At 60.1% G+C, this 23380-nt stretch carries 23 protein-coding genes; 3 read left to right on the forward strand and 20 right to left on the reverse strand.

Going from position 1 to position 23380, the window contains the following annotated elements:
• Window positions 1-6: 6 nt before the first annotated feature.
• The 7 genes from RY831_RS19905 to ndk form a co-directional block, all read right to left on the reverse strand.
• Entirely contained in the window at window positions 7-651 is a 645-nt protein-coding gene (locus tag RY831_RS19905; RefSeq protein ID WP_326508126.1) for a YfgM family protein, read from the reverse strand.
• A gap of 12 nt (window positions 652-663) precedes the next feature.
• The gene (gene hisS, locus RY831_RS19910) at window positions 664-2013 is read right to left on the reverse strand and encodes a histidine--tRNA ligase (protein WP_326508127.1); all 1350 of its coding nucleotides are present in this window, start codon (window positions 2011-2013) and stop codon (window positions 664-666) included.
• A 24-nt stretch (window positions 2014-2037) separates the two neighbouring features.
• Entirely contained in the window at window positions 2038-3309 is a 1272-nt protein-coding gene (gene ispG, locus RY831_RS19915) for a flavodoxin-dependent (E)-4-hydroxy-3-methylbut-2-enyl-diphosphate synthase (RefSeq protein WP_326508128.1), read from the reverse strand.
• A 7-nt stretch (window positions 3310-3316) separates the two neighbouring features.
• The gene (locus RY831_RS19920; RefSeq protein ID WP_326508129.1) at window positions 3317-4339 is read right to left on the reverse strand and encodes a RodZ domain-containing protein; all 1023 of its coding nucleotides are present in this window, start codon (window positions 4337-4339) and stop codon (window positions 3317-3319) included.
• Complete coding sequence (pilW, locus tag RY831_RS19925; protein ID WP_326508156.1) at window positions 4332-5087, reverse strand: type IV pilus biogenesis/stability protein PilW; 756 nt, start codon at window positions 5085-5087, stop codon at window positions 4332-4334. The genes RY831_RS19920 and pilW overlap by 8 nt, the downstream gene beginning before the upstream one ends.
• Before the next feature lie 44 nt (window positions 5088-5131).
• Window positions 5132-6301, reverse strand: a complete 1170-nt coding sequence (gene rlmN, locus RY831_RS19930) for a dual-specificity RNA methyltransferase RlmN (protein WP_326508130.1) — start codon at window positions 6299-6301, stop codon at window positions 5132-5134.
• Window positions 6302-6362: 61 nt separating this feature from the next.
• Window positions 6363-6788: a nucleoside-diphosphate kinase gene (gene ndk, locus RY831_RS19935; RefSeq protein ID WP_326508131.1), complete on the reverse strand. Its 426-nt coding sequence runs from the start codon at window positions 6786-6788 to the stop codon at window positions 6363-6365.
• Between the two features lie 222 nt (window positions 6789-7010).
• Here ndk and RY831_RS19940 point away from each other — a divergent pair, with 222 nt between their 5' ends.
• Complete coding sequence (locus RY831_RS19940; protein ID WP_326508132.1) at window positions 7011-7709, forward strand: Bax inhibitor-1/YccA family protein; 699 nt, start codon at window positions 7011-7013, stop codon at window positions 7707-7709.
• A 96-nt stretch (window positions 7710-7805) separates the two neighbouring features.
• On the opposite strand, the gene rlmD is transcribed toward RY831_RS19940, so the two are convergent.
• The 6 genes from rlmD to surE all read right to left on the reverse strand — a co-directional run bounded on the left by rlmD (window position 7806) and on the right by surE (window position 13693).
• Entirely contained in the window at window positions 7806-9146 is a 1341-nt protein-coding gene (rlmD, locus tag RY831_RS19945; protein ID WP_326508133.1) for a 23S rRNA (uracil(1939)-C(5))-methyltransferase RlmD, read from the reverse strand.
• A 120-nt stretch (window positions 9147-9266) separates the two neighbouring features.
• Window positions 9267-10037, reverse strand: a complete 771-nt coding sequence (locus RY831_RS19950; protein WP_326508134.1) for a 3'-5' exonuclease — start codon at window positions 10035-10037, stop codon at window positions 9267-9269.
• On the reverse strand, window positions 10034-11053 hold the full coding sequence (gene rpoS, locus RY831_RS19955) for an RNA polymerase sigma factor RpoS (RefSeq protein ID WP_326508135.1): 1020 nt from the start codon (window positions 11051-11053) through the stop codon (window positions 10034-10036). The genes RY831_RS19950 and rpoS overlap by 4 nt, the downstream gene beginning before the upstream one ends.
• Window positions 11054-12019 carry a peptidoglycan DD-metalloendopeptidase family protein gene (locus RY831_RS19960; RefSeq protein WP_326508136.1) on the reverse strand — a complete coding sequence of 322 codons (966 nt, stop codon included), beginning with the start codon at window positions 12017-12019 and terminating at the stop codon, window positions 11054-11056.
• Between the two features lie 58 nt (window positions 12020-12077).
• Window positions 12078-12962 carry a protein-L-isoaspartate(D-aspartate) O-methyltransferase gene (locus tag RY831_RS19965; RefSeq protein WP_326508137.1) on the reverse strand — a complete coding sequence of 295 codons (885 nt, stop codon included), beginning with the start codon at window positions 12960-12962 and terminating at the stop codon, window positions 12078-12080.
• On the reverse strand, window positions 12959-13693 hold the full coding sequence (gene surE / locus RY831_RS19970; RefSeq protein ID WP_326508138.1) for a 5'/3'-nucleotidase SurE: 735 nt from the start codon (window positions 13691-13693) through the stop codon (window positions 12959-12961). The genes RY831_RS19965 and surE overlap by 4 nt, the downstream gene beginning before the upstream one ends.
• Before the next feature lie 126 nt (window positions 13694-13819).
• Between surE and RY831_RS19975 the strand changes: the two genes are divergently transcribed.
• On the forward strand, window positions 13820-14800 hold the full coding sequence (locus RY831_RS19975) for an NADPH:quinone oxidoreductase family protein (protein ID WP_326508139.1): 981 nt from the start codon (window positions 13820-13822) through the stop codon (window positions 14798-14800).
• A gap of 91 nt (window positions 14801-14891) precedes the next feature.
• On the opposite strand, the gene RY831_RS19980 is transcribed toward RY831_RS19975, so the two are convergent.
• The 3 genes from RY831_RS19980 to RY831_RS19990 form a co-directional block, all read right to left on the reverse strand.
• Entirely contained in the window at window positions 14892-15830 is a 939-nt protein-coding gene (locus tag RY831_RS19980) for a flagellar brake protein (protein ID WP_326508140.1), read from the reverse strand.
• A gap of 90 nt (window positions 15831-15920) precedes the next feature.
• Window positions 15921-17945: a DNA repair helicase YoaA gene (yoaA, locus tag RY831_RS19985; protein ID WP_496196643.1), complete on the reverse strand. Its 2025-nt coding sequence runs from the start codon at window positions 17943-17945 to the stop codon at window positions 15921-15923.
• Between the two features lie 29 nt (window positions 17946-17974).
• Window positions 17975-18175 (reverse strand): YdcH family protein, encoded by a 201-nt coding sequence (locus RY831_RS19990; protein ID WP_326508142.1) that lies wholly within the window; start codon window positions 18173-18175, stop codon window positions 17975-17977.
• A gap of 255 nt (window positions 18176-18430) precedes the next feature.
• On the opposite strand from RY831_RS19990, the gene RY831_RS19995 reads away from it, so the two are divergent.
• Complete coding sequence (locus RY831_RS19995; protein WP_326508143.1) at window positions 18431-19237, forward strand: PP2C family protein-serine/threonine phosphatase; 807 nt, start codon at window positions 18431-18433, stop codon at window positions 19235-19237.
• A 76-nt stretch (window positions 19238-19313) separates the two neighbouring features.
• On the opposite strand, the gene RY831_RS20000 is transcribed toward RY831_RS19995, so the two are convergent.
• The 4 genes from RY831_RS20000 to lpdA all read right to left on the reverse strand — a co-directional run bounded on the left by RY831_RS20000 (window position 19314) and on the right by lpdA (window position 23292).
• Window positions 19314-20108, reverse strand: coding sequence for a hypothetical protein (locus tag RY831_RS20000; RefSeq protein ID WP_326508144.1), 795 nt, complete (start codon window positions 20106-20108; stop codon window positions 19314-19316).
• A gap of 27 nt (window positions 20109-20135) precedes the next feature.
• On the reverse strand, window positions 20136-21233 hold the full coding sequence (gene zapE, locus RY831_RS20005; protein WP_326508145.1) for a cell division protein ZapE: 1098 nt from the start codon (window positions 21231-21233) through the stop codon (window positions 20136-20138).
• Between the two features lie 223 nt (window positions 21234-21456).
• Window positions 21457-21855, reverse strand: a complete 399-nt coding sequence (locus RY831_RS20010; protein ID WP_326508146.1) for a hypothetical protein — start codon at window positions 21853-21855, stop codon at window positions 21457-21459.
• A 9-nt stretch (window positions 21856-21864) separates the two neighbouring features.
• Window positions 21865-23292 carry a dihydrolipoyl dehydrogenase gene (lpdA, locus tag RY831_RS20015; RefSeq protein ID WP_326508147.1) on the reverse strand — a complete coding sequence of 476 codons (1428 nt, stop codon included), beginning with the start codon at window positions 23290-23292 and terminating at the stop codon, window positions 21865-21867.
• Between the last annotated feature and the right edge of the window lie 88 nt (window positions 23293-23380).

Raw genomic sequence — 23380 nt, forward strand, 5'->3', positions numbered from 1 at the left:
TAATTTTTATGCGGCAGCCTTGGCTGCGCCGCCGATTGCGTCCAGCTTGAGCTGGATGAGTTGGCGCGCCGGATTTTTTTCATCGGTTTTTTCAAGCGCGAGCTTGTAGGCGGCGCGGGCTTCATCGATCTTGGTCTGGGCGACGAGAATATCACCCTTGCGGTCGGCCACCGCACCGGCGAACTGCTCGGGAAATTGACCCTCGAGCAGCTTCAGGCCTTCCTCGAACGCCTTCTCGTCGAGCAGGACACCGGCGAGGCGGATTCTTGCGATCGCCTTGTATGCTTCGGTGCCGTTCTCCACGACCCATTGCAGCTGCGATTTCGCGGTCTTCAGGTCATTGGCATCGAAGGCGCTTTTTGCGGCGGCGAGCGCTCCCATCTGCGCATAGGCTGTCTTGCCGAACTTGCTCTCGAGATCGCTTGCCGCGCGCTGCACCTTCTGGTCGTCCTTGGCCGCAAAGCCCTTCTGCAATTCCTCATACAGCTGCCCGGCCTGGGTCGCCTGGTTGCGCTGGTACAGATTCCAGCCGCTCCACGCAGCGTAGGCGGCGAGCGCAATGATCACGATCCATGTGACCAGATTGCCGTACCGGCTCCACCAGGACTTCAACGACGCCAGCTGTTCCTGTTCTTCAAGATTGTATGCCATGATGCTTTCGGATTAATGATGATGATGATGGTGAGCGGGATCGTCGCACTCGTCGCCGCTGACAATCTGGTCCAGGACGTAGGTGGCAACGTTTTCGAGCGGAACGGCGACCTGGTTGCCTTCAGCCGCATCGGCCCGCATGTTCTTGACGGAAGCGACCGATTTGGCCACTTCGTCTTCGCCGATGATGACGGCGAAACCTGCTCCGCTGGCATCCGCGCGCTTCATCTGCGCCTTGAAACTGCCGCCGCCGTTGGAGGACGCGCAATGAAGCACGACATCCAGCCCCGCGTCGCGCAGGCGTTCGGCAACCACGAAGGCCTGCAGCTGCGCTTCATCGCCCTGGTGCACGACATATACGTCGCACTGGTTGGGAGTGAACTGTTCACCGTTTGCCTTCAGGAGTTCGAGCAGACGCTCGACGCCGATCGCGAAGCCGCACGCCGGCGTCGGCTTGCCGCCGAACATTTCGATCAATGGATCATAACGCCCGCCTCCGCATACCGTACCCTGCGAGCCAAGCTGGTCGGTCACCCACTCGAACACCGTGCGGTTGTAATAATCCATGCCGCGAACAAGTCGTGGATTGATGGTAAAGGGGATGCTGTTGTGGCGCAGGATCCTCTGCACGCCCTCGAAGTGGGCACGCGACTCTTCGCCGAGATAGTCGAGCAGCTTGGGGGCGCCGTTCACCATCTCCTGCATGACGGGATTCTTGGTATCGAGGATGCGGAGCGGATTGGAGTGCAGGCGCCTTTGCGCGTCCGTATCCAACAGTTCCTTGTGCTGCTCGAAATAGGCAACCAGATCGGCCCGATGGCGGCTGCGCTCTTCGGCATTGCCGATGGAATTGAGCTCCAGCCTGATGCCGTCCAGCCCGAGATCGTCCCACAGGCGCTGGCAAAGCATGATCAGCTCGGCGTCGATATCCGGCCCGGTGAAGCCGATGGCTTCGGCGCCGACCTGGTGAAACTGGCGATAGCGCCCGCGCTGCGGCCTTTCATGGCGAAACATGGGGCCGACATACCAAAGCCGTTTCGGGCCGTCGTAAGTCAGATTGTGTTCGAGCGCCGCGCGCACCACGCCTGCCGTACTTTCCGGACGCAGGGTGAGATGGTCGCCGTTCATCGAGTCGACGAAGGAATACATCTCCTTTTCGACGATATCGGTGACCGCGCCGAGCCCGCGCGCGAACAGAGCCGTCGGTTCGACGATAGGCGTGCGGATCTGCTGGAAGCCATAGCTCTTCAGTACCGATTGCACGGTGTTTTCGAACAGCTCCCACAGGGGCGCATCGGCTGGCAGGATATCGTTCATCCCTTTCACGCCGACGATTTTTTCAGCTTTTTTATTTTCAGACATGCTTTTACTCGGTGTACGGCGCCTTCAGGCTGCGACCGCATTTTTCCCGTAACGGGTTTTAACGTAATCCAGGACGATGGCCTGGAATTCTTCGGCGATGCGCTCGCCGCGCAGAGTCACTTTCTTCTCGCCGTCGACGAACACGGGAGCGGCAGGCGACTCGCCGGTGCCGGGAAGACTGATGCCGATGTTGGCATGCTTGGACTCGCCGGGACCGTTGACGATGCAGCCCATGACGGCGACGTTCATGTTTTCGACGCCGGGATATTCCTTTTTCCAGACCGGCATCTGGTCTCGCAGGTAAGTCTGGATCCTGTCGGCGAGTTCCTGGAATACGGTGGATGTCGTCCTGCCGCAACCTGGACAGGCAATGACCATCGGGGTGAATTTGCGCAGGCCCATGGTTTGCAGGATTTCCTGCGCCACCACGACTTCCTTGGTGCGATCGCCGCCGGGTTCCGGGGTAAGAGAAATGCGGATCGTGTCGCCGATGCCTTCCTGCAGCAGCACCGACAGGGCCGCGGTGGAAGCGACAATGCCCTTGCTGCCCATGCCGGCTTCCGTCAATCCGAGGTGCAGCGGATAGTCGCAGCGGCGTGCGAGCTCCCGATATACCGCGATCAGGTCCTGCACGCCGGAGACCTTGCACGACAGGATGATCTTGTCGGCATTCAGTCCGAGTTCTTCTGCGCGCTGGGCGTTTTCGATCGCCGAGGTCACGAGGGCTTCATACATGACAGCCTGCGCAGTCCACGGCTCGGCGCGGCCGGCGTTTTCATCCATGATGCGGGCCAGCAGGGACTGGTCGAGGCTACCCCAATTGACGCCGATGCGGACCGGCTTGTCGTATTTGCAGGCCACCTCGATCATCTGCGCGAACTGGGTATCGCGCTTGGCACCCTGACCGACGTTGCCGGGATTGATCCGGTACTTCGACAATGCCTGCGCGCATTCCGGAAAATCGGTCAGCAGCTTGTGGCCGTTATAGTGGAAATCGCCGACCAGCGGAACATCGACGCCCATCCTGTCAAGCTGCTCGCGGATCGCGACCACCGCGGCGGCGGCTTCGGGATTATTGACGGTGAGGCGCACGAGTTCCGAACCGGCACGGGCAAGGTCCTTGATCTGGATCGCGGTGCCGATGGCATCCGCGGTATCGGTATTGGTCATCGACTGTACGACGACCGGCGCCGGGCCTCCGACCAGCACTTCCCGGGTGCCATAGCGTATGGACACTCCGCGGGTGCGGCGCTTGGACATCGGGCCCGAGGCAATAGGAGAATTGGCTGTCGACATGGGATGATTATTTCAGGGTTAAGCGGGCGACGTTGCCATTGCCCGGCGCCTTGAGTTCGACCGGGGTTCCGCGCAGCGTGGCATCGACACCGGATGCATTGCCGATGACGACGGCGACAGGATCCGTGACGTCGAAAGTTTCCGTTTCCCCTGCCTTGACCACGCGCGCTATCAACGGCTTGCCACCAGCGGACCGGACTTCGACCCATGAATCCTGCCTTACCCGGATCACCAGGGAATTGGCTCCATCTGCGGGCGATGCCGATGTAGAAGGTGCGGCTGCGGCCGCTGTCGTTGCAGGGACGGCAGGACTTGCGCTTTGCTGGGCCGGGGAATCGTCGGCTGCTCCCTGCGCCGTGGATTGCGCGGGTTGCGCTGGATTGCGCGGGTCGCTGGCTGCAGCCGGATCAAGCGGCGGCTGTGCATTGACGGGTTCCGGCGATGCGGATACGGAATCCGGCGCGGGCGGCGTGGATGCACCCTGGGAATCGGGTGCCGATGGCGTGTTTATCTGGGACAGGCCATCCCTGACTTGGGAACTGGCCGATTGCGACATGCCTGCAAAATCCACGCCCTGCTGCAGCGCAAACACGACGGCGCCGATCGCCGCGATCGCGACACCTGCGACGATCCATTTTGCCGTACCACCGCCCGTACGAGCGTTCATCGATGGAAGGCGAGCCTCGGAAAACGGCGTCGACAGATTCTGGCGCGGACGCACAAGCTCCTGCGCCACCATGGTTTCGCCGCCGAGCGAGGCAAGCAGAGGTGCTGCATCGATCTTGAGCAGCTTCGCATACTGCCGCACGAACCCGCGCGCCGTCGCCATGCCGGGCAGTGACGGATAGTCGTCCGCCTCGAGGGCAATCACCTGCCTGGGGGCGAGATTCAGCTGGCCAGCCACCTGCTCGATCGTCCAGCCGCGCTCCTGGCGGCCGGCCGCGAGGCGTGCTCCCGGGGAAGCCGGGACGGGCTGCTCCCTACCGGTATCGCCGGGCATGGCTTGATCGTTCAATCCTGGCTCATTCATTGAAGGCTCCACGTTGATAAGCGGCATATTCGGCCGAACCGGCGTGGCGGCGGCGCAGCTGGTTGGCAAGGCTGGCCGCGGTTGCGCGGTCGCCCAGCCGGTGCTCAATGCGGATTGCGAGCCAGAGCACGTCGGCTGTCATCACTTCAGCTTTCATGACCCGGGCAACGTAAAACCGCGCTCTCTCATAATCGCCGCGTTCGAAATACAGGCGGGCGAGATTGAGGTTCGTCGAAGGATTACCGGGATCGACCTGGAACGCCTGTGAGAAATACCGTTCGGCCGCCACCTTGTCGTTGCTCTTGAGGCTGCAGAATCCCGCGTTGTTCAGGGCCTTGGCCGGCGACTGGTAGGCGCGATTCTTCAGCGCCGCCTCGAAGTACTGGATCGACTGCTTTTCACGGCCGTTCTGGCAGAGAAACCAGCCATAGTTGTTATTAAAATCCGGAGTATTCGGCGCGAGCCGGATCGCCTGGAGGAAGTTTTCCTCAGCAAGCCGGGTCTCGCCCATATCCATATAGATCAGGCCGCGCATGCTGTAGGCATCGGCGAAATCCGGGTCGGCGGCAAGCGCTTGCTTGATCTCGTCGAGTGCTACCGCCATCTGGCGTTGCTCGTAGTAACCGACCGCAAGCTGCAAGCGGATGCGCGCGCGCTTCTGGTTGTCGGTCTGGTCCGACAGCGTTGGAAGTTCCCCCGAAGTGCCGGAAGTCGTGGCGCAACCGGTCAGAAATACCAGGGACGCCATGGCGGAAATAAATGTCAGGCGCAGTGCGCCCGTCCTGCGATGACTCACCTTGGCACCTCGACGATGCGGCCGAAATTCTTGCCGAACTTTTGCTGGTACTCGGCCATTTTCTGCATACGTTCCTGTACCCGGGTGCGGTCCTGCACTTCGCCGGCCAGCTGCCCGCAGGCGGCATCGATGTCGTCGCCACGCGTCTTGCGAATGGTCGTGACGATGCCCGCATCCATCAGGATCTGGGCAAAGGCCTTGATGCGGCCATTGTTGGACCGCTTGAGACCCGACTCCGGGAAGGGATTGAATGGAATCAGGTTGAATTTGCAGGGAACCGGTTCCGGCCCGTGCATCACCAGATTGATCAATTCCTGCGCATGCGCGTCGGTGTCATTAACGCCGTCGAGCATGCAGTATTCAAAGGTAACGAAATCCCGCGGTGCGAATTCGAGATAGCGACGGCAGGCCGCCATCAGTTCAGCCAGCGGATATTTCTTGTTGAGCGGCACCAGTCCGTCGCGCAGAGCATCGTTCGATGCGTGGACCGATACGGCAAGCGCCACCGGGCATTCCTGGGACAGCTTGTCCATCATCGGCACGACGCCGCTGGTGGAGACGGTCACGCGGCGGCGGGACAGGCCATAGGCATTATCATCGAGCATGAGCTTGAGCGCGGTGACCGTGGGTTCGAAATTCAGCAGCGGTTCGCCCATGCCCATCATCACGACATTGGTGATCTGGCGTTCACCCTTGGGTCCGGGCTCGATGCCCTTGGTACGCCGCAACTCGAATTCAGCCATCCAGAGCTGGCCGATGATTTCACCGACCGTCAGGTTGCGGTTGAAGCCTTGCTTGCCCGTCGAGCAGAAACGGCAGTTCACCGCACAGCCCGCCTGTGTGGAAATGCAAAGCGTGCCGCGGTTTTCCTCGGGAATGAAAACAGTTTCGACGGCATTACCCTGCCCTACGTCCAGCAGCCACTTGCGTGTTCCGTCCGACGAGGTGTGATCGCTGATCACGGCCGGCGCGGAAATCCTTGCATGCAGTTTCAGCTTGTCACGCAAGGATTTCGCAAGATCCGTCATTGAATCGAAATCGCTGGCGCCGAATTGGTGTATCCAGCGCTGCAATTGCTTGGCACGAAACGGTTTTTCACCCAACTCGCCGCAGTAGGCAATAAGTTGCGCAGGATCAAGATCCAGCAGATTGGTGAGTTCCGTCATGACAAGTCTTCATTAATAGTGTCTGTCCAGAATAGTGATTCACGGACAGACGGGATTGCAATTAGCGCGAATAAACGTTCAGCGCGGGGAAGAAATAGGAAATTTCGACCTGGGCTGTTTCCGGCGCATCGGAGCCATGGACCGCGTTGGCATCGATGGAGTCGGCGAAGTCGGCACGGATGGTGCCCTTGTCTGCCTTCTTTGGGTCGGTTGCACCCATCAGTTCACGGTTCTTGGCAATGGCGTTATCGCCTTCGAGCACCTGAATCATCACCGGACCGGAAACCATGAAATCGACCAGGTCCTTGAAGAACGGACGCTCGCGGTGCACGGCATAGAAGCCTTCGGCTTCGGCGCGAGACAGCTGCGCCATGCGGGCTGCGACGACTTTCAGGCCGGCGTTTTCGAAACGGGTATAAATCTGGCCGATAACGTTCTTCGCTACAGCGTCGGGTTTGATGATCGACAGGGTGCGTTCATTTGCCATCTGTGAAAACTCCAATAAAAAGAAAGGGTTAAGGTGAATAATCGAGAAATCAACTAACCTTCAATTTTAGCACGAAAGCATTTGAACTCAGAGCTTCCCTACAGGCAGCGCGTTTTGATGCGGGAGAACCTTTATAGGTTCCACGTGGCCTAAACACTGAATCAGCATGCTATGCTGCTAACAGACACAAATCGTGGTCGTGTTCCTTTTTCAGGAGGCTTTATGGATAATCATCTGCAGCAGACTTACTCACCGACCGCGGGCCGGGAAGCCCTGGTCGTCCGCAACCGCGTTTTGCGCAATACCTATTGGCTGCTGGCAATTTCCATGCTTCCCACGGTGCTGGGCGCATGGATTGGAGTGCAGTTCAATTTTTCATTCTTTGCGGGCAATTCTATTTTCGGTTTCGTTGCATTCCTTGCAATCGCATTCGGTTTCTTTTATGCGATCGAGAAGACCAAGAATTCAGGACTAGGCGTCGCCGTGCTGCTCGGCTTCACCTTCTTCATGGGTCTGATGCTGTCTCGCCTGATCGGGCATATCCTCGGTTATTCCAACGGCGCTTCGCTGATCATGATGGCCTTCGGCGGCACGGCTGCAATTTTCGCGGGGATGGCGACCATCGCCACCGTCTCCAAGCGCGATTTCTCAGGACTCGGCAAATGGCTTTTCGTAGGCGTGCTGGTGCTGATCGTTGCCGCACTGGCCAATATTTTCCTGCAGATGACGGCGCTGTACTTGGTAATTTCAGTGATGGCGATCGTGATTTTTTCTGCCTACATCCTGCATGATGTGCAGCGAGTGATCAATGGCGGCGAAACGAATTACATTTCGGCAACGCTGGCCATCTATCTCGACGTCTACAATATCTTCAGCAACCTGCTTGCCCTGCTGGGCTTCGCAGGCGGCAGCCGGGACTGAACCACGCCTTGGCATGGAAAGGCCCCGCGCAGAGAAAAAGCCGACCTCGGGTCGGCTTTTTATTTTCATGTCCTATCGTTGCCGAGGGCTCGATTATCAAGGCAGGTCAAACACGGCAATCGATTCCACGTGCGCGGTATGAGGGAACATGTTCACCACTCCTGCATGGCTCAGGCGATATCCACCCTGGTGTACTAGATAGCCGGCGTCTCGCGCCAGCGTCGACGGGCTGCAAGAGACATAGACAATACGCTTGGGACGCAATCCCGGTGCGGTTTCTCCCAGCCCGACGATGGCCTGGCAGACTGCAATCGCTCCCTCTCGCGGCGGATCGATCAGCATGCGATCGAACTTGCCCAGCGCGATGAAATCCTCGGTTGTCGCTTCAAACAGATTGCGGCAATGAAACGAGGTTTTCGTATCTACACCGTTGGTCCTGGCGTTGGCGAGCGCGCGCTCGGTGAGCGCGGTGCTGCCTTCGATACCTACGACTTCCCGAACCTGGGTTGCGATCGGTAGCGTGAAATTGCCAAGCCCGCAAAACAGGTCCGCCACCCTTTCATCCGGCTGCGCATCGAGCAGGCGCAACGCGCGTCCTACGAGAACGCGATTGATATGGTGATTTACCTGGGTAAAGTCGGTCGGCTTGAAAGGCATCGTGATGCCGAACTCCGGCAATACGTAATCAAGCTGCACATCGGTCGGGTAAAACGGATAAACGGTATCCGGCCCCTTCGGCTGCAGCCACCACTGGACAGCATGCTCGTCGGCAAAGGCCCGCAGCTTCGCTTCATCGTCTGCGGTCAGCGGCGCCATGTTCCGCATCACCAGTGCCGTGACGCTGGCGCCCACCGCAAGCTCGATCTGCGGCATCTGATCGAATATCGAAAGCGATTCCACCAGGCGGCGCAACGGCACCAGCATTGCCGACACGTGCGGCGGCAGGATTTCGCAGGTTTTCATGTCGGCGATGAACGAGGATTTGCGTTCATGAAAACCGACCAGTACGCCCCCCTTCTTCTGCACATTGCGGACCGACAGGCGCGCGCGGTAGCGGTAGCCCCAGGTCGGGCCGTAGATCGGCCGCATCATGCGTTCCGCCTTTACCTTACCGATGTGCCAGAGGTTGTCTTCCAGTACGCGCTGCTTGATCGCCACCTGCGCCGAGGGCTCCAGATGCTGCATCGCGCAGCCGCCGCAGGTGCCGAAATAGGTGCACTTCGGCGCGACCCGCAAGGCCGATTCGCTATGGAGTTCCGTCAGGGTTGCCGCTTCCCACTTCGGCTTCTTGCGAAAGGATTGAAAGCTGACACGCTCTCCAGGCAAGGCGCCTTCGACAAAGATGACCTTCCCAGGCGTGCCATCCTCGTTTTGCAAGTGGCCGACGCCGCGTCCCTCCATGTCGAGGGATTCGATAACAATAGTGCTCTGTTGCATAGGAAATAGTAGTCGCCTGACGTGCGCGGCCCCTGTCATTCGTCCTTCTGTTACGCAAAAGACAAGGGGAGGCGCGGCTCGGCTGTGGAAATCAAGATAATCGATGGAAAACCGTGGAATCTACCACGCGGCGAGGTATTCCTTCCAGTGCTCGCCATCCTGCAGGGCCAAGGCATCGCGCACCATCGCCATTTCCTCTTCATAAGCGGCCTTGCTCATGACGCCGCGCATCAGCAGGAAACGGCAGTATACGAGATAGGTGTTGACCACGTCGGTCTCGCAATAATCCCGGATTTCCTTGAGGCGCCCTTCCTGGAACAGCGTCCATACCTGCGAACCGTCGACGCCCATTTTTCCCGGAAAGCCGCACAGCTTGGCCAGGTCATCGAGAGGCGCATTGGCACGCCCGGTGTACAGCGCCAGCAGGTCCATCAGGTCCATGTGCCGCGTGTGGTACCGGCTCAGATAATTGTTCCATTTGAAATCGCGGTCTTCCTCTCCCATTTCCCAGTAGCGGGATGCGCAGACGCCATGCACCATCGCGCGATAATGCAGAACAGGCAGGTCGAATCCGCCGCCGTTCCAGGAAATCAGCTGCGGCGTGTAACGGTCGATGATGCGGAAGAAGTCGTGGATCAGCTTCGGCTCCTGGTCATCCAGGGTGCCAAGCGAGCGGACGCGGAAGCCGTCATCGTCGCGAAAAACGCAGGAAATCGCGGCGACCCGGTGCAAATGATGCTGGAGGAATTCCGATCCCGTCTTTTCACGGCGGGCAGCGAAGGCTGCTGCGGCAACTTCGGCATCGGTCAGCGAGGCGAATTCCGGGTTCAAGGCACGCAAGCCGGCGACATCGGGAATCGTCTCGATGTCGAATACAAGAACGGGAATCACAACAAAGCGTCCTTGCCGACGCCGCGCGCCGTCAATGCCCGCTTCAGCTTGACCAGGGCTTCCTGCTGTATCTGGCGCACCCGCTCGCGGGTGACGCTCATTTCGGCGGCAAGTTCTTCCAGCGTGGCCGGATCGTCGTTATCGAGGCCGAAACGTCGAACGATGACGACCCGCTGCTTGTCGGGAAGCTTCTTCAGCCAGTCCCGCACCAATCCCATCATTTCGTGATGCTCCGCGCGCGAATCCGGACCGTCGTCCGCATCACCCGGCAGCATGTCCATCAGGCTGGCCTGCGGGTCGTTGTCGAGCGGAGCGTCGAGCGAGGTGGCATGCTCCGACAGCGCGAGGATATCCTGCACGTCTTCCACGGGACGGTCGACGAGATGGGCGATATCTTCCGCCGTTGCGTCCTTGCCGTCGTGATGCTGCGCCTCGAGGTGATACTTGGCCCTGAGAATTTGGTTGAGTTCACGCACCATGTGAACCGGCAGGCGCACAGTGCGCGCCTGGTTCATGATCGCGCGTTCGATGCTCTGGCGTATCCACCAGGTGGCATAGGTGGAAAAACGGAAACCGCGCTCGGGTTCGAATTTATCGATCGCGCGCATCAAGCCGAGATTGCCTTCCTCGATCAGGTCGAGCAGCACAACCCCGCGGTTGATGTAATGCTTGGCAATCGAGACGACCAGCCGCAGATTGTGCTCGATCATCTTCTGCCGCGCTTCGAAATTTCCCTGCTTGGCGAGCGTTGCGTAATGCACTTCTTCCGCGACCGTCAGCAGCGGCCTAGCCCCGATCTGGTTGAGATAGTGCTGCGTCGTGTCGGTTGACAGTTCGGCCGCCAGCACCGTTTTCAACTCGTCAACGGGATCCGCCGCCGGTGCGATGGCCTCCTCCCCACGTTCTGTATCGTCGATCAGTTCGTCGGCATCATCTGCGACGTTGAGCGGCATGTCTTCGGACAGGCCATCCGAAGAAGCGTCGTCATCCATGGGATCGTGAGGAGTGCGATTCATTTAGCGGCTTGGAAGAAATTTTGACGGATCGACCGGCTTTCCTTGCTGACGTATCTCGAAATGCAGCTTTACCTCGTCGGTATCAGAATTTCCCATCTCGGCAATCTTCTGACCCTTGGTGACATTTTGATCTTCTTTCACAAAGATGGTTTTGTTATGCGCGTAAGCGGATAACAAGTTGTTGGAGTGCTTGACGATGACAAGATTACCGTAACCCCGAATGCCACTGCCAGCATACAGCACTTTGCCCGACCCCGCCGCTACAACCGGCTGCCCCATCTTTCCGGCAATATCGATGCCTCTTTTTCCTTCGCTGAAATGGGAAATGACCCTGCCTTCCGCAGGCCAGATCCATGCGATGTTTTCATCATCGCCCGAGGGCCCGGGTTCAGGAGTCTTGTCCACGGCTTTCGGCGCTTCCGCGCGCGGAGGCGTTCCGGCGGCGGGTGCCGCAGGCGCGGCAACGGCCGAATCCGGTTTCTGCAGTTCCGCAAGAATTCCGTCGGAGTACGGCCGCTTGTCGCCGCGCGGTCCCGACTTGTTGGGTACTGCGCCGGCTGCGGACTGGGGCGGCGTCAGCGGACGAACCTCCGTACCCGGCGCGGAGGCAACGCTCCCGGTCTGCGGCGCGCCGTCCGGCGGCAGGACGCGCAACACTTGGTCCACCTTGATGTCGTTCGGGTTGGCAAGGTTGTTCCATGCAACGATGTCACGATAGTTCTGCCCAAAATCTAGCGCGATCTGGATCAATGTATCGCCTCTGCGAACGGTGTAGAAACCACGGTTGTCGGCGCGGGTCGCGGGTGCGGCCTGCTGCTGTGCGGGCGGAGGCGCAGCGGGCTTCGGCGCCTCGCCCACCCTGGGTCCGACCGGCCGGTCAACCACGGGTGCGGTGCCGTGCGGCGTCGTACACGCGGCGAGCCAAATCGAAAGGGCTGCGATAAACAGGGATTGTTTTGTTCTCATTCTCATACTATTTACATTTGGCGACAGCGCGCGACGGGTCTGCATCGAAATCGGGAAGTCAGACGACGCCAGGACGCAGGGGAACGAAATGGCAATCCTCCAGCGTGGTGTTGGTCCACTCGAACTTGCTGACGCGCTCTATGAGTTGCAGTACCTGCCGTTGCGCGCCGACCGGAGCAACCAGTCGTCCGCCGATACTCAATTGGTCCAGAAGCGCCTGCGGCACTTCCATTCCCGCGGCCGCGAGGATGATGCCGTCGAACGGTGCCGCTTGCGGAAGGCCAAGCATACCATCTCCATACTGCAGCCGGATATTGGCGATGCGAAGCGGGCGAAGGTTGGACTTGGCCAGTTCATGCAAGGGCTTGATGCGCTCGATGGAATACACTTCCCTGGCTACCAGCGACAGCACCGCGGCCTGGTAGCCGCAGCCGGTGCCGATTTCCAGAACCTTGTCGAGCACGCCGCCGCTGGCATTGGCGCGCATGACTTCGATCATGCGCGCGACGATATAAGGCTGGGAAATGGTCTGGTGATGTCCGATCGGCAGCGATGCATCGATGTAGGCCTGGCCCGACAGTCCCGGTTCGACGAACATGTGGCGCGGGACGGCCGCCATTGCGGCCAGCACCTTGGCATCCTTCACGCCCTGCTTGGCAACACGCGCGACCATGGCCGAGCGCACCGCATCCGACACCATCGGTTCCGGACGGGCGACCGGCGGCGGATTGGCCGAAGCGGAGCGCGCAATTCCGCGCCCGTGAACGGCGTCGATGACCGGCGCCGACCGGTTCAGGTTGAGCGAGGCATTCAGCGTTGCATTCTGTGTTGCGGTTTGGGGCGTTGCTACCCTTGGCAACGGCCTCGATGGCTGCGCCCTGCCCGCCGCCTTGTCGACCACGGAAGAAAGGGGCAGCGGGAAACGCTTGTCCTTGCCGCTCATGCCATGCTCCGCTTGAGCACGTCGAGCTGCGCCGTGTGGGTAAGATCGATCTGCAGCGGCGTCACGGAAACGTGGCCGCCGGCGACCGCATGGAAATCGGTGCCCTCGCCCGAATCCTTGGCCCTGCCCGCCGGACCGATCCAGAAGATTTCGCGGCCCTGGGGGTCGAGCGTCTTGATCACAGGTTCGGACTCATGCCGCTTGCCGAGCCGGGTTGCGCGCATGCCGCGGATGTCCTCGTAAGGCAGATTGGGAATGTTGACATTCAGGAGATAGGGTTTGCCCAGCAGGTCGAGATCGCGCTGCACGAATTCGCGCGCGATGCGCGCCGCCGAGTCCACATGCGCCCACCCCTTTTCCACCTGGGAGAAGGCAATGGCCGGAATGCCGAACAGGTATCCCTCGGTGGCCGCAGCCACCGTCCCCGAGTACAGCGTATCATCGCCCATGTTCTGACCCTGGTTGATTCCCGAAACGACCAGATCCGGACGAAACGACAGGCCGGTCAGCGCAATGTGCACGCAGTCGGATGGCGTGCCGTTGACGAAATAGAAGCCGTTGTCCGCGCGATAAACCATCAGCGGACGGTCCAGCGAGAGGGAGTTGGAACTGCCGGACCGGTTGCTGTCCGGAGCGACCACCATCACCTCGGCAAATGACTGCATTTCATTTGCAAGCGCGATAATGCCCGGAGCAAGGTAACCGTCGTCGTTACTAACGAGAATTTTCATACCGGAATTTTACCCGATGCGATCCAGTCTTCCAGCATGGCATCGGGACCTTGTTGACATTTTGCGGCAGAAGCCTAGAATAAAACGACCGTTCTTTTTTACCATCATTGACAACAAGGAGACACCATGAAAGCTATCCTCTGCAAGAGCTGGGGACTTCCCGATACCTTGGTCGTAGAGGAGCTGCCGGATGTCATTCCCGCCGCCGGCCAGGTTGCCATCCGGGTGGAGGCAGCCGGCGTGAATTTTCCCGATGTGCTCATCATTCAGAACAAGTACCAGTTCAAGCCGGAACTCCCGTTTACACCGGGCAGCGAACTGGCCGGCGTCATTACGGCCGTCGGCGACGGCGTAACCAATGTCAAGACGGGCGACAAGGTCCTGGCCTTTGTCAGCCAGGGCGCCTTTGCGCAGCAGATCGCCGTGCCGGCTAAGCTGGTGATGCCCATGCCGCCGGGACTGGACTTCGACACAGCAGCGGCAGTGACGCTTACCTACGGCACATCCCATCATGCGGTCGTCGACCGGGCCCAGTTGAAGGCGGGCGAAACCATGCTGGTGCTGGGAGCCGCAGGCGGCGTGGGGCTTGCCGCGATCGAGATAGGCAAGGCACTGGGCGCGCGCGTTATCGCCGCGGCATCGACCGACGAAAAGCTCGCCGTGTGTACCGAGCACGGTGCGGATGCGACCATCAATTACACCACGCAGGACCTGCGCGAGGCGATCAAGGCGGCAACGGACGGCAAAGGCCCTGATGTGATTTATGACCCGGTCGGCGGCATTTATGCCGAGCCGGCATTCCGCTCCATCGGATGGCGCGGCCGCTATCTGGTTGTCGGTTTTGCCAACGGCGAGATTCCTAAGCTGCCGCTTAACCTTGCACTGCTCAAGGGCGCGTCGCTGGTGGGCGTATTTTGGGGCGAATATGCACGCCGCGAGCCGAAAGCGAACCTGGCCGCAATGCGCGAGCTGATGGAGTGGATGGCACAAGGCAAGATCAAGCCGCATATCTCCGGGCGCTATGCATTGGCCGACACGGCGCAGGCCTTGAACGACATGGCTGCGCGCAAGGTCACCGGCAAGGTCGTGATCCAGCCGCAGAAATAAGGCATTCCGCCAGTTCCCGGCCGCGTACCCAGCGGCCGGCGCTTAGAGCGGTTTCGCCGCGACTGCGCGGCGGTATCGCCAAGTCTCCGCTCTAATCCCGCTCGGCCAGCGTTTGGTGGACGAAGGCCGAAAGGATCAGGCGGTCATGGATCGAGACATCCACGAACTCGAATCCATGCTTGAACCCGTCGCCATTTTCCGATGGCGCCACCGAACGCAGCACCATGCGCAAATTCAGGAATTCATCCTGCCCGGCCGCGCGCACCTTGAACTTGATGTGCCCTTCTTCGCCCTTCGTGCCGAGTATCTGCTTGACCGTGCCCGAGGTGCCTCCCATGCTGAGGTCGGTCAGCGTTGCCGCTCCGGTCCTTTCGGCCGAGCCGAGCGAAACCGCGGCGATGATTTTGACCTCGGCCCGCACGCCCTTGCGCACGACGGTGCAGCGCACTTCCTTCGGATAGGACAGATGGAGATAGGGATGCGGCGAATGCACCGACTTGACGGCGGCCGCCACGAAGGCATAAGCCTTCTTTCCCGAAAAGGCGCGTACGATGAAGGTCTGCCCGTCGCGAATGAAATCGAGCTTGCCATCGGTACTAGGCGCCGTGACGAACACTGTCTTGTTCTTGACGAAACCGATCAGCCGCACCGTATAGCGGATGGAAGAGTTGTCGATCTGCTGCAGGTACAGGGTTTCACCGACATACCAGCGTACGTCGTCCATGCCGACGACGATTTCCTTCGCCTGATTCTCATCGCCGCGCGCAGGTCCCTGCGCTTGAACGGCAGGCTCTGCCGCGGCCGGTTGCTGAACCGGCGGGCGCGCCGTGGGAACCGAGTTGAACTCCCAGGCGGTGTCCTGTATGAAACCGCTGTCGAGCAAATCATCCAGCTGCTTCTGGTTCTCCAGCACGAAGCCCTGTGCCAGCAGAAGTTTGCCGTGCCAGTCGTAAATCGAGCGCGGCAGCGGCGCGCCGACCGCCAAGTCGGCGGCACGCACTGGAATCAATGAAACCACGGGTTCAGACATGTGACCTTTCAGGCGAGTGCAGAATGTCCACAGCGATGCAAGTATAGAGAGATTTTACGCAACATCGCAATGCGGCGGCCGGCATTCCGACTATGCCACATTGTCCGCAAGCTGCTCGACATGAGCCTGCTCAAAGAAAGCCTTCGCTATATCAGCATCGCGGGTGCGCTTGAACGGCGGCAGGCTTTGCCAGATGCGGCGCCCGTAGGGCTTGGTGATGAGCCGCGGATCGCAGATCATCAATACGCCGCGGTCGGTTTCATCGCGGATCAGGCGTCCGGCGCCCTGCTTCAGGTTGATGATGGTGGCCGGCAGCTGATGATGCACGAAGCCGTTCAAGCCCTTGCGCTCGAGCGCGTCGATGCGCGCGGCAAGCACCGGGTCGTCGGGCGGCGAGAATGGCAGCTTGTCGATGATGACCAGGGACAGCGCGTCTCCCCGCACATCCACGCCCTCCCAGAAGCTCTGGCTGCCGATCAGCACGGCATTGCCGGCGGCGCGGAAGCGGTCGAGCAGCTCGGTGCGCCCCGCCTCGCCCTGCACCATCAGGGGAAACGGCAAGCCGCGCTTCTCGAACTCCTCCCGCAGGCGCTCTGCAGCCCGATTGACCGCGCGTATCGTGGTGCAGAGCAGGAAAGTGCGCCCGCCTGCAGCTTCGATCATCGGCAACGCGGCATCGATAACGGCATCCGTGTAATCGAAGGAATTCGGCGCCGGCAGGTTTTCCGGCACATATAGCAGGCCCTGGTTGCCGTAATCGAAAGGGCTGGGCCAGGTATGCGCCGGCTCGTTCCACAATCCCATCTGGGAAGCATAGTGATTGAAATCGTTTTTTACCGCCAGCGTAGCGGAGGTGAAGATCCATGCCCGCGGCGTGCCCTCGCGCTGCTTGCTGAAGATGGGCGCAATCGACAATGGCGTCAGGTGCAGCTGCAGCGACGATGTGAATGCCTCCACCCAGAGCACGCGGTCCTGCGGATATTCGGTGCTTTCCTGGGTCGGCTGCCTTGCCGCGTCCCAGTCGGCCAGCCTCTTTGCCAGTTCGAGTCCGCGCGTGCGGCACTGCTCTATCGTTTCGGCACGCTCGGCCTGCCCTTCAAGGACGCCGACCATGATGTCGAGTTCTTCCCTGAGCTTGTCGAGCGCCGGAAAGAATGGACTCGACGGCGCGATCTGGTTGACCGCGAGGCGCACGATATCCTGCGGGAAGGTCAGCCGCAGATCGCGTGCCGCGCGCTCGACGGTGGAAACGACTTTTGCCCAGTCTGCGCCGTCACGGGCATGCGCCAGTCCTTCGGCGAGCACGTCGCGGCAGAGTTCCAGCACCTGCGACGTGGAGATGGTTTCACCGAAAAACAGGGTGGCCGTTTCGGGGAGCTGGTGCGCCTCGTCAAAAATGACGGTATTGGCTGTCGGGAGCAGTTCGGCCACGCCGGTATCCTTCAGGGCGACATCGGCGAAGAACAGGTGATGATTGACGACCACGACATCGGCCTGCTGCGCTTCCTTGCGCGCCTTCATCACGAAGCAATCCTGGTAATACTGGCATTCGTTGCCCATGCAGGTATCGCGCGTCGACGTCACGAGATTCCATACCGATGCCGATTCCGGCACCTTGGAAAGCTCCGCCTTGTCGCCGGAACTGGTGGTCTTGACGAAGCGGGATATCTCGCGCAAGTGCCCGACATCCTCGCGGGCAGTCAGTCGTCCGTTCTGCAGGGTGCGCTCCAGATGGAAATGGCAGACATAATTCGCCCTTCCCTTCAGCAAGGCTACCGAAACGGGCGTGTTGAGCGCCTTGCGCACGGTGGGAATATCGCGCAGATAAAGCTGGTCCTGCAGGTTCTTGGTTCCGGTGGACAGGATGACCTTGCCGCCCCATAGCAGGGCGGGAACCAGGTAGGCGAAAGTCTTTCCGGTACCGGTGCCCGCTTCGGCGATCAGGGCCTGACGGTTGGCGATGGCATTGGCGATTGCCTTGGCCATCTCGGTTTGCGACTGGCGTGGACGAAAACCGCGTACCGCCTGGCTGAGCGGGCCGCTTGCATTGAACAATTGATCAATGTCGGTATCGTGGTATTCCGGGACGGGGGACGGTGCGGTAATGTCGGTCAAGGCGGTCAATCAGAAACGGTCCCCGCGCGTCAAGCCGGCACGTCGGGGATGAGTTGCATTTTCAACAATGTGATGTGATCCTTGAGCTGGAGCTTGCGCTTCTTCAGGCGGCGCAGCTGCAGTTCGTCATGCAGCACATCACGCGACATCAGGTTGATCACGGCGTCGAGGTCGCGGTGCTCTACTTCCAGCTCGACAATGCGTCGCTGTATTTCTTCTGTCGGAATCATGAACGGCCAATGAAGTTCGATAACCCGTTATTTTAAGAGGGAAAAGCCCGCACGCGTAGAAAAGCTTGGCATGGCGGCCGGGAAATTTCTTTTGCGATGCGGACATGAAACACTCTTGCACAGGTACGGGTCGACATCACTGTCTTGCATGGCTGGACAGTGTTAGCTTGAACAGATGTAACAAAACTCTACAAAAAAACGGAAGATATTTTGCCCATGCAATAATTTCCCCGAGCAGTTCAACAACCCAAGTTTATGAGCCAATACAAAATCGAGGCAGGTACGGCGCAGCATATCGGAGATCGCGCCGAGCAACAGGACCGCGTGTCACTGTTCACTGCACCGAAGGCTCCCGGCTACCTGATGGCAGTCGTGGCGGATGGAATGGGTGGGCTGAGCGGCGGCGCAATGGCGGCCGAACAGGTGCTGCGTACCGCCAAGCAGGCATTCGATCTGTTTTCCCCGCAAACTGAAGATGCTGTCACCCTGATCAGAACGATTGCCAGGGACGCACATACCCTCATCAAGCTCAACGCCATTTCGTCGGAAAAAAAGCCGCACAGCACGATGGTGGTCCTGTTGCTGACACCGGAACGTACCGCAATCTGGGCGCATGCCGGCGATTCCCGACTCTACCGCTTCGACGGGCCGAATTGCGCAGAGCGCACCATCGACCATTCCCATGTGGCGAATCTCATCCAGCAGGGAAAAATTACGCCTCAGCAGGCGCGTGAGCACAAGATGGCGCACCTGTTGTTCAGCGCGCTCGGTTCCGCGGAAAGCGAGCCGGAAATCACGATCGGCAAATGCGCCAATCTGAAGGCAGGCGATGCTTTTCTGCTATGCACCGATGGACTCTGGCAGTATTTCTCGCGCGCGGAGCTGGGCGCGGCGATTGCAGTCAATTCCCCGAGGCAGGCCTGCGAGATGCTGATTGCCAAGGCACGCGAACGGGCAGCGGGCCACGAAGCCGACAACTGCACGATGGCGGTGGTCAAACTGGCGGAACCGACCCGGGAAACCAAGTCCTATACCGTGGACCGGATGCGGCGTGCCGTGTAATTGCGCAGCTGTAATCCGGCACGCATGGCGACCTCACAATTGATCGCGCAATCCTGCCGATGATCCAGCGATCCAACTATTTCGCTGCTGACTCGGCTGCGCGCTGCTTCTTCTCCTCAAGCTTGCGCGCTTTTTCTTCCTTTCGCCTTGCGACTTCCCTCTGGCGCGCTTCGGACTCCTGCACTTTTCGCTCGTAAGAAGCGATGTTCTTCGCCCGCTTGTCAGCCTCTGCCGCTTCCTTTTCCCTGAGCAGACGCATCTTTTCTTCGTGCTCGGCAACGCGGTCAACCGCGCGCGGCTTGGCGGAAGGTAAAGGCTTGGACGTTGGCTCCGGCGCCGCGCCGTCAGTCTGGCTTGCACCATGAATCGGCGCGCCGGACGCCGCTTCGCGTGCAGCGGCATCCCGCTCTTCCCGGCTGGCGCCTTCCTTTTCCCGTTTCGCGGCCAGCGCTTCTTCGCGCGATGTGACCTTGGCCTGGCGTATGACTTTGTTGGCATCGACCTCGACGGCACGAAGCGACCGCAGCGCCTCGCGCCGCGCTTCATTGGCATCCTCAATGCAGGAACTCGAAAAGAACTTCGGATTGCATCGCTGCTCTTCCTGAGCATGGCGTGCCTGCACCGCATCGCGTTCGAGGGCTGCTTCATCCAGCGCCCTCTCGGCCTGCTCGGCGGTCTTGATGGATCCGGAGGGATAACGCCTGGCGACAGCACCGATGTCGACCGTCTGCGATTGCGCGCCTTGAACCCGAGTATTTTGCGCCGCCGCGGCGCTCACGCCGCCGATGACGAGGACGGCGGCAAGCAAGGCAGCTGATCCAATTGCACCCTTGCGAGGAGGCCGTCGGTGTTGCTGGAGAGTCGGAATCATCGGCTTCGCTTCCTTCCTGGAATCTGGTCAGGCAATGGAGCCGGCCACGTCGCGCCGCTCGCTGTTCATGTATTCCGATGACTGCATCTCGATGATGCGCGACACCGTGCGGTGAAATTCATTGGCCAGCATGCCTTCCGTGTAAAGCTGGTCGGGCTCCACTTCCGCCGACATCAGCAGTTTTACCTTGTGGTCATAGAATACATCGATCAGCCAGGTAAAGCGGCGCGCTTCCGACGACATGGCGGCAGACATCTTCGGAATGTCCGAAAGAACCACCGTATGAAAGCGGCTTGCGAGTTCCAGGTAGTCATTCTGTGAACGCGGCCCGCCGCACAGGGTCGCGAAATCGAACCAGACTACGCCTCCCGCGCGGCGCAAGGCGCGGATTTCGCGCGCCTCGATGTGGATGCGCGGGTCTTCGTCGGCGGTTTCGGCCAGCTTGACGAAGGCCGCACGCAAGGCATCGCTGGCCGCCGCGCTCAGCGGGGTATGATAAGCATCCACCTGCTCCAGCGCCCGCTTGCGGTAATCGAGGCCCGCATCCACGTTCAGCACGTCCAGCCTGTCCTTGATGAGGCCGATCGCCGGCAGGATGCGGTCCCTGTGCAAGCCGTCCGGATACAGCGCATCGGGCACATAATTGGACGTCATGATAAATGAAACGCCGTTGTCGAAGAGCGCCTTGAGGAGGTTGTACAGGATCATCGCATCTGCGATGTCGGATACGTGGAACTCGTCGAAACAGATGAGCCTGTACTTCTTGGCAATCCTGCGCGCCACTTCATCCAGCGGATCGGCTACTCCCTTCAGGTCATCCAACTGGTGATGCACGCCACGCATGAATTCATGGAAGTGAAGCCTCGTCTTGCGCACCACCGGGACAACGGAGTAGAAGCTGTCCATCAGGAATGATTTCCCGCGGCCGACACCACCCCACATGTAGACGCCGCGCGGCACGCTCGGCCGGCTGATCAGCCGCTTGAGCTTATTGGATCGCTGCGCCTTGTACGCAACCCATTCGTCATAGGCTTGCTGCAGACGCTCGACGGCGCGCAATTGCGCTTCATCGGACTGGTAGCCGCGCTGCGACAGCGACTGCTCGTAAAACTCCCTGACGTTCATATGTTTTATTCGCTCGTTTCCATCGATGCATCCCGGGCGTTACCGTATCCGGAGCCTCGGATCGTATTATCGTATTGCCATTTCAACCCGACGTAAAAATGGGCGAGACTGGCTCGCCCATTACTCTGTCATTCTAATGCGCCTGCCGCATTTACCCCGGGTGAGGCTTGCGCGCCGTCTGCCACCGCCTGCAGTATCGCACTTCATTCGCAGCCGGAACAGTTTACTGCGGGTTCATCTCCACGGTTACCCTGGAAGGATAACGCCCGCCGCCGAGGCTGATCGGAAAGTTCAGCCCGACCCCTACCCCGAGATTGCCGCCACCGCCGCCAGCGCCGAGTCCGACGCTGGAGCCGAGCGGGCTGGAAGGCCTGTACACCGTCTCGGAGGTGCGGTAGCCTGCCTTGTTGCAGACGACCCGCAGTTCTCCGCTAGGCGTACCGACATCCACCGTGGCCGGCGTCGTGATATTCCAGCTGCCGGCCCCGGTCTGCACGACGCAGCTGGCGCCAGGCAAGGCCTGTCCCCGGCTTGCCGCATCGACCGCGATGGCAGTGCCGCCGGATCCTGTCGTGGCACATGCGGCAAGCGCAATCGGCAGCAACAGGATCAGGTGACGCATGGGCTTTCCTTAGTAGTTGAGCGAACGTTTGTCGACTGCGAGAGCAGCTTCCTTGGTTGCCTCGGACAGCGAAGGATGTGCATGGCAGATGCGGGCAATGTCTTCCGACGATGCGCGGAATTCCATCGCCACGACCGCCTCGGAAATCAGTTCCGACGCCATCGGGCCGACAATGTGCACACCGAGGATTTCATCGCTCTTGGCATCGGCCAGGAACTTCACCATGCCCGAGGTATCCCCGAGTGCACGGGCACGGCCGTTGGCCATGAACGGGAAGGTGCCCGCCTTGTAGGCGACGCCTTCAGCCTTGAGCTGCTGCTCGGTCTTGCCGACCCATGCAATTTCCGGAGATGTATATATGACCCAGGGAATTGTATTGAAGTTCACATGACCATGTTGACCTGCGATACGTTCCGCAACGGCAACACCCTCTTCTTCCGCCTTGTGCGCCAGCATCGGGCCGCGCACCACGTCGCCCACCGCCCATACGTTGGGCAGGTTGGTCTTGCAGTCGCCGTCGACGGCGATGAAGCCCCGCTCGTCGAGCTTGAGTCCGACGCCTTCGCCGTTGAGGCCGATGGTATTCGGCACGCGGCCGATGGACACGATGAGGCGGTCGAACACTGCCTTCTGCGCATTGCCCTTGTCATCGGTGTACTCGACCGTGACGTCCTTCTTGCCTGGTGTAATCGTGTTGATCTTTACGCCCAGGTTGATGGACAGGCCCTGCTTGACGAACAGCTTGAATGCTTCCTTTGAAATCTGCTCGTCTACAGCCGAGAGGAAGCCCGGCAAGGCTTCCAGCACCGTGACGTCTGCGCCGACACGACGCCATACGCTGCCCATTTCAAGACCGATGACGCCGGCGCCGATAACGCCGAGTTTCTTCGGCACGGCATCGATTGCCAGTGCGCCGGTGTTCGACAGGATCAGCTTTTCATCGAACGGAACATCCGGCAGCGCGCGCGGGTTGGAACCGGTCGCGAGAATGATGTGCTTGCCGGTAATGGTGTCTTCGGCAGCGCCGGCCACCTTGATTTCGTAACCTTCCGCGCCGGCTTTCACGAAGGAACCGCGGCCGTGGAAGAACGTGACCTTGTTTTTCTTGAAGAGATACAGGATGCCGTCATTGTTCTGCTTGACGATCGTATCCTTGCGCGCCAGCATCTGGCCGAGGTTGAGGTTCAGGCCCTTGACCTCGATGCCGTGGTCCGCGAAGGCGTGACCCGCATGCTCGAAATGCTCGGACGACTGCAGCAGCGCCTTCGAGGGAATGCATCCGACGTTGGTGCAGGTGCCGCCCGGCGCCGGGCCGTTCTTGGCATTCTTCCATTCATCAATGCAAGCGGTGCTGAAACCCAGCTGGGCAGCACGGATTGCCGCGACATAGCCGCCAGGGCCGCCGCCGATAACTACCACATCAAAATTTTTCGACATATACGTAACCTTTTATCCGCAGGATGGACCACGCACACGGAAGGCGGACGAGATGTCCGCGTTCCGCGTGCATTCAGAGCGTTTTCAG

This window comes from Noviherbaspirillum album (genome assembly GCF_035916955.1).
GTDB lineage: Bacteria > Pseudomonadota > Gammaproteobacteria > Burkholderiales > Burkholderiaceae_D > Noviherbaspirillum > Noviherbaspirillum album.